This is a genomic window from Methanobrevibacter sp. (assembly GCF_045541095.1).
Lineage (GTDB): Archaea > Methanobacteriota > Methanobacteria > Methanobacteriales > Methanobacteriaceae > Methanocatella.
In genome coordinates this window covers 1-6,618 of the sequence record NZ_JAZQIJ010000227.1, presented here as the reverse complement: position 1 = coordinate 6,618, position 6,618 = coordinate 1, and the positions used below count along the sequence as shown (strand labels likewise).

8 protein-coding genes are annotated in these 6,618 nt (G+C 30.9%); 2 read left to right on the top strand and 6 right to left on the bottom strand.

The genetic code is table 11. The annotated features are described in order from the left end of the window. Nucleotides 1–366: 366 nt before the first annotated feature. Together ACKI2P_RS09765 and ACKI2P_RS09760 are read right to left on the bottom strand one after the other, a co-directional pair. Complete coding sequence (locus ACKI2P_RS09765; protein ID WP_407377233.1) at nt 367–912, bottom strand: DUF2115 family protein; 546 nt, start codon at nt 910–912, stop codon at nt 367–369. A gap of 8 nt (nt 913–920) precedes the next feature. Continuing rightward, nucleotides 921–1,388, bottom strand: a complete 468-nt coding sequence (locus ACKI2P_RS09760; protein ID WP_407377232.1) for a DUF2115 family protein — start codon at nt 1,386–1,388, stop codon at nt 921–923. A 95-nt stretch (nt 1,389–1,483) separates the two neighbouring features. On the opposite strand from ACKI2P_RS09760, the gene ACKI2P_RS09755 reads away from it, so the two are divergent. Beyond that, nucleotides 1,484–2,122: a stage II sporulation protein M gene (locus ACKI2P_RS09755; RefSeq protein ID WP_407377231.1), complete on the top strand. Its 639-nt coding sequence runs from the start codon at nt 1,484–1,486 to the stop codon at nt 2,120–2,122. Between the two features lie 299 nt (nt 2,123–2,421). Here the strand turns inward: ACKI2P_RS09755 and ACKI2P_RS09750 are convergent, their stop codons facing one another. The 4 genes from ACKI2P_RS09750 to ACKI2P_RS09735 all read right to left on the bottom strand — a co-directional run bounded on the left by ACKI2P_RS09750 (nt 2,422) and on the right by ACKI2P_RS09735 (nt 5,261). Beyond that, the gene (locus tag ACKI2P_RS09750; protein ID WP_407377230.1) at nt 2,422–3,918 is read right to left on the bottom strand and encodes a transposase; all 1,497 of its coding nucleotides are present in this window, start codon (nt 3,916–3,918) and stop codon (nt 2,422–2,424) included. Nucleotides 3,919–4,152: 234 nt separating this feature from the next. Continuing rightward, nucleotides 4,153–4,569, bottom strand: coding sequence for a hypothetical protein (locus ACKI2P_RS09745; protein WP_407377229.1), 417 nt, complete (start codon nt 4,567–4,569; stop codon nt 4,153–4,155). 10 nt (nt 4,570–4,579) lie between these two features. After that, entirely contained in the window at nt 4,580–4,867 is a 288-nt protein-coding gene (locus tag ACKI2P_RS09740) for a hypothetical protein (protein ID WP_407377228.1), read from the bottom strand. A gap of 205 nt (nt 4,868–5,072) precedes the next feature. Next, complete coding sequence (locus tag ACKI2P_RS09735) at nt 5,073–5,261, bottom strand: hypothetical protein (protein ID WP_407377227.1); 189 nt, start codon at nt 5,259–5,261, stop codon at nt 5,073–5,075. Between the two features lie 129 nt (nt 5,262–5,390). Here ACKI2P_RS09735 and ACKI2P_RS09730 point away from each other — a divergent pair, with 129 nt between their 5' ends. Further along, complete coding sequence (locus ACKI2P_RS09730; protein ID WP_407377226.1) at nt 5,391–5,906, top strand: hypothetical protein; 516 nt, start codon at nt 5,391–5,393, stop codon at nt 5,904–5,906. The last annotated feature ends 712 nt before the right edge of the window (nt 5,907–6,618 follow it).

The following is a 6,618-nucleotide window of genomic DNA, read 5'->3' as shown; positions in this document are numbered from 1 at the left end:
TATTTAAAAATTTTAAACTAAATTTTAGATTTGATGGTGTGCACGTTAGCAAATGAAAAAGGTTTTAATTATTTTTAAAAATAGTTTAAAATTCCAGTGTTACGGTGAAAATCACCATATTTTCACCGGAATTTTTTTTTTAATCGAATGAAGTGAAAATAATTTTTTTTCAATTGTTTTTTACATTTTGGGGGGGTTGTAAAAATCTAATGAAATACAATTTTTCGTGTTTAATCTGATAAGTGTGGGGTATTTATCAGATAGTTAATTGTATGATTTGGCTCATATATAAACTTATTCGAGTGTAAGCACTTGCTTACATCTTAAAATTAAAAAATAAGCTTTAAAAATAATATTTAGAATGTATTAAAAGTCCAGCTGCTTGGCAAGGCAGATGTTGCACACGGCATTTGGAGTTTCACGATTTGCATCCTTTACTGGGCATAAAAACTCGCCGTCTACCTTTTCAACTTTCAGCGATCCCGGAAACGGAGTTCCCACAGGATGAATCGGGTCTTTCAAAACAAAAGTGGCATATATTGATGCAATCTCAAAAATTAGCGCAACCTTATCTGTTTTATCTTCATCATGATGGTTTGGCCGTAAAGTTTCGATGGCTCTGCACAATTCGTTTTTATCAACGATGTCGGGATAATCTGAGGTGTCCTTTGAAATGTCCCTGACGCGCATCAGAAACGATTCGATATATGACTTCTGGCTTTCGTTTCTGTAGCTTTCCTGAACATACCGGTTTTCCTTTATGACCTGTGAGGTAAAATCCATCATGTCAAATATGGAAATGCTCTCACAGTACCTTTTAAGAATTTCCAAAATGCTTCCTGCAGCAATCTCATCTGCACAGGAGGCAATCTCTGAAAGCTCATCGTACATATCGAGGCATTCGTTGGACATGTTTTCACTTAAAATCCGAATGAAAAGCCGGCATTCTTGCAAACGCAGTATCTGCAAAGTGAATTTTCATCCTTGATGCTCATGATTCTTTGTTTGCATTTGTATTCGTCGTTTTCCAAAAAGACCTGGTCTTTGGCAGGACTTTCCCCAACAGGATGCAGAGGTCTTTTTGCCATCAGTGCGAGATATAGTGAAATGTATTTTGTAAATTCCCTTGTCTCCTCGTCCCCTCCGGCATAGGTGTCAAAGTAGTAGTCGACGTCGTTTTTGAGGTTTTCAACCACTCCGTCCTTGATATCGTAGTCCTCATCAATTTCAAGGGCAAAAATTTCATCCCATGCCTCTGAATTGTACTTTGCAAGGCTTTTTGTTAATGGATCTTTGTATCTTTCGTCTGTAACCTTGTTTTTCAGATATTTTATAGGATAGTCTTTTAAGTTTTCCTTGATTTCATTGTGCAGTTGTGTCGCCTTCATGATAATAATTAAGTTTTATCACTCCATATGCTTTTCTATGTGTGAAGTTTATCTGACAAAATCCTTATTATATAATATATGTCATATTATTAATCATGAGCATATTAACAAAATTTAAGGATTTGGCGGTTGAATCCATTAGGGATAACTGGAAACTGATAGTGGTATTTTATGTCATTTTCATAATAGTCTTTGCAGCAACATGGATTGTTTCAGCAGATGTTGTAAGCTCCAATATTGAAAACTTGACCGGAGCCATGAATGCTACACCTTCCGGTGGTACTGCTGTGGATAGTGCAGATGCGCTCAGCATATTTGTCCACAACGAAATGGGCGGACTTATGACCTATCTGGGGTCTGTATTTTTCGCAATTGCCGCAATTGTGATGCTTTTATATAATGCCGCAAATCTGGGAGCTACTGGGCCGCTACTTAGTGCCGTAAGCTCTAATGGAGGGCTTCGCTACCTTGTATACCTTATTCCTCACGGGATATTTGAGATAACCGCAACAGTTCTCGAGTCAGTAGCGGGAATATTGCTTTTCATGTTTATCTTCAGGTTTTTAAGGGCAATGATGGCCAGAAAAGGGGCTTTTATGGCATTTGAAGAAAACAAAAAGGTGCTGATTCAGAGTCTGGTGATATTTGTAATTTCAATCATACTGCTTCTCATTGCAGCTCCGATTGAGGCATACTTTTCAGTTCCGTTCTCAGAGCTCATAGTGGGAGTGTAGTATTTTTTTCTTTTTTTATTAATCAATTTTGATTTGAGCTTGTAATTTTTTTGTGTTTTAAAAAAAATAGTTCATTGAGTTCGTCCAATAATTAAATTTTTTGATTGGATTTTAATTAAAGGATTGTGCTTTGATTATAGGATTAGTGGGATTTCGGGAGTTATTTTACACTTGAAATTTCACTTCATTACTTTTTTTAGATAATTTTGAATATTTTTTGGTTGCTTTTGCTTAAATTGTCGTTTGTTTATTCTTGATTTTATGTTTGAGTGCGTGATTATATTTGATTGTCTGTTTATTTAAATTAATGTTGCATTTAATTTTTCGTGTATTTTTTGTATATTATGTGCTATTGAACGCATTGTTAGTTCTTTTTCTGCATTTTTCATACCATTCCTGTTTAGTTTTTGGAAATTACGAGCATTTCGGAGTAATCCGAAATGAGCTTCGTTTAGATTTGCTCTTTTTTTGTAGTAAATTTTTCCTTCAGGAGTTAGAAAATCTGCTTTCATTTTCCATCTTAAATCATCGACAGGTTCAAAAATCTCTTTTACTCTGCTCTGAGTGCATATATTTTTAACTGGACAAGTTTTACATTTGTTTGTTGAGTATACTCTCATCCATTCTCCATTTAATTTTCTATCGTTTTTATAATGTAAGTGTTCGCCCATTGGGCAGATGATTGAGTCTGTTTTCCATTCATAAATGAATTTGGCTTTTGCATAAGGATTATCATCATTTTTAGGCTTGGATTTGCTGCTTTCTGATCTGTCAGGAATTAATAATCTTATGTTGTTTTCATATGCGTATTTTATTACGTTATCATTCATATATCCGTTATCTGCCACTAATACTTTAGGATTGATTCCCATTTGTATTTTTATTTCATGTAACATTTCAAATAGTTCATAAGAGTCTGTAGCATTCTGTGTTAAGTATTGGCCTACGACCATTCCATTTTTACTGTCTACAGCAACCTGATAATTATAATTTAATCCAAAATTTTTCTTTTTATCCATCATCCACCTTGATTCAGGGTCAGTTAAACTAATAGTATGTTTTCCATCATAATTAGCTTTTAAAACGTCTAAAAAATCAAGAACATAACTCATATTGTCCATGCTGATCAAAGCAGTTTTAAGAAGAATTAAAGCATTTTTATTCAAATTATTCTTTATTTCATCAATTAATTCTTTAATATCCTCTTGTTTTTTATTTTGATTGTAAAATTGATGTAATTTATGCCAAATACTATTTTTAGTCCAATTTTCACCATAGTCAAAAATTAAATTTTGCAGAAATTCAATTTCTTCAATTTTGATCAAACGGAAATTATTTGCATTGGCTTTTACGATACTCCCATCAACAGCAACACATTCACCATCAATTAAACCCAAATTAATCCCCAAAATTACAGTATAATGGAAAAAGGCATTAATTAACAAAGTATTTTCCTGTAAAAACAAATGAATAATGGACTTTTTAGGCTTCTTATCATTCAAAATAAAATTAACTGATTCATCATTATTATTAATCCAATCAGCCAATTTTCTACAACTAAAACGACTATTATAAACTCCATAAACAACAAAACCCAACAATTCATCTAAAAAATACTCTTTAGGCCTGCCCTGACTTTTAAAATCACTTTTAAATAATAATGGAAAATCACGTTTAAAATTACTCACTAACTTTTTAACTGTAAAAACAATATTATCTTTACTCAAATTCTGTCCAGAAAAGATATATGTAAAAATAGCCTGATTACAAGTAGTATTGTCATAAACTAAAGTCATAAATATCAAAACACCTAAACTATTTTGACAAAACCAAAACATTTAAGTGTCACAAAATACATAAAAATAAATTGTGAGAAGTGTTTTAGTTTTGTTGCGTTAAATAACTATTTATCTTCTCACATATTTATAATTAACTACTTTTTAGAAATCAATATTTAAAATAAGCAAATCTACAACGAAAAATTAGTAAAAAAATAAAAAATTAGAAAAAATTATTTATTGGACAGACTCTCATTGGAATTTCAGGTGATTGAATATTTTTCCCATGTGGTGTATGGCTTCTGTGACTTCGTTAGGTGTAATGTCTGTGAAAGGTTCATAATCAGCTTTTTTTCTCAGAAAAAATAATTTTTCCAGTTCTGTTTTCATGTTTTTTTCGCCGAAATCGGATAATGCTTTTCTAACTTGTTTATGTTCTCCAATTCGCCTTTCATTATCATCAAATTCCCATGGATGTTTAATTTTAAATTTTTTCATGTAATCAAGCCATAATTCGCAATATAGATAGGAACTATAATATGCTCTGTTGATTATGCTTGCATTTACACACCATTCATCGCAATTTTCGGGAACTAGCATGTCTTTTAACATAGACATTCTTAAAGTTAAAAGATGTAATTGGTACTGTGGAAATTTTTCAATGTTCATGTGGTGTCTCCTATAACCAGATACTTGCGTTTTGTGCAAATTCTTCAATTTTTTTTGCTTTTGAAAATTCATCCATATGGCTGTAGAATTCTCTTAAAGTTTGGTCAAGAACATCTTCATGGGTACCGTTTAGTTTTTCAAAGCAGAAAATATAGTCCTGTGTGTCGATATCCGGTTCTTCTTTTAATGTCATTTTACCTAAAAAGTCATAGTTTTTTGCAAAATCCTTGATTTCTTTGGTATAGATTTCTTTTGCAGGTTCCATTTCCTTTTTGAACATTTCCAGTCTTGTAGTCATATTTTTCACCTCTTTGATATTGTGGAAAATCCAGTTTTCCCATTTAGTATATTGTTTTATATTTAATATATATTTAACTCATTTTAAATCCTTTATTTGTGAATTGAGAGCAATTATATCAAGTTAAAGCAATTTAGATAAATTAAAACATGTAATGTTAGAAAGGTATAGTTGGTATTGGGGAAATTTTGTAATGTCCATCATATCACCTTTTGAATGATATTGTGGCATTTCTAGAAAATTTATCAATGCCTTTTGCTTTTGAAAATTTGTCCATGTGGTTGTAGAGCTCGGTTAAAGTCTGGTCAAGAACATCTTCACGGGTACCGTTTAGCTTTTCAAAGCAGTAAATGTAGTCTTGTGTATCTATATCTGGTTCTTCTTTTAAGGTCATTTTGCCTAAAAAGTGACTCTTTCAAAAACTTTGTTGATTTGAAATTTTTTGATGAAAATTAGTTGTGAATTTTTAATTTTATTTAAAAATAGTTAAATTTAATAAATAGGTGGAGTAAAAGTTTTTATTATGCCTAATCAAAAAACAAATACTCCAAATAGTATTTTAGATGTTAAACAATATATGTTTTGCGATTCTAATGGAAGATTAGTCCTTTCAGATCCTCGTTTTGTGAAAATTTTTAAATCCTGTCAAAAAGCTCTGAAATCTTTTGATTTAAGTTTTAAAAAGGATGTTCCTTATTTTAAAATGAGTTTAGCTAGATGCCCACATTGTGGAACTCGTCATGTTGTTAAATATGGTTTTACAAAAAGAACATTAGTATTTAAAGAAATTGGTAAAACTAATGTGAAGGTTCAGCGTTATATTTGCAAACGTTGTGATAAAACATTTCAAACAGATTTAACAAGTCTTGTTGATAAAAACAGCAATTTTACGAATGAATTGAAAAGTGAATCAGAACATTTAATTTCAGATTATCTGGGAAGCTTAAAAAATGTTTGTAAATCATTTAAAAATTCTTTGGAATCACGGTTTCACATCAAACAATTGAAAATTGGCTTTTTGTTAATGAAAACATTTTAGAATTTGATTTAGGGCGTTGCTCGGGTTATTATGTCTTTGATGTAGAATGGATAAAAATCAACGGAAAATGGAAATATCGTCACACATTACTTGATTCTATTTCAAATTGCATCGTAGCAGATGCAATTTACGATACTGAAGATGATACAACTGTTGAAAAGTTTTTAAGTGAATCTACAGCAAATAAAAATAAAATTGCAATCACGACAGATTTAGATAAAAAATATGCCTCAATTATCCCAAAATTAGGTTTTAAACATCAATTGTGTATTTTTCATACTAAAAAAAGTTTAAATAAACAATTAAAAACTTTTAAAGATAAAAATCGTATTTCTGACGAAGAATATCAAGAATGTCACAAACAACTGAAAATAATCAAAGATTTATTCGATTTAAATGATTGTAATGAATTCAAAAATGAAGTACGATCTTTAATTTATCGTAAAGATGATTTTCATCCAGTGATTTATAAAATAATCAGAAAATCAATCACTCCACGATATAAAAGCTTCATTTATCACTTAAAAGATAAACGAATTGAAAAAATAAGTAACAAAATTGAAAATGCATTTCAAAAAACAATGCCAAAATCAAGAAAACGAACATTCAAGACCAAACGAGGCGTTTTAAAACGAATCTATCACAGAAATCTCATTTGGAATGACAATCGCAAAAAGGATTTTGAAAATCAACAAAGTTTTTGAAAGAGTCG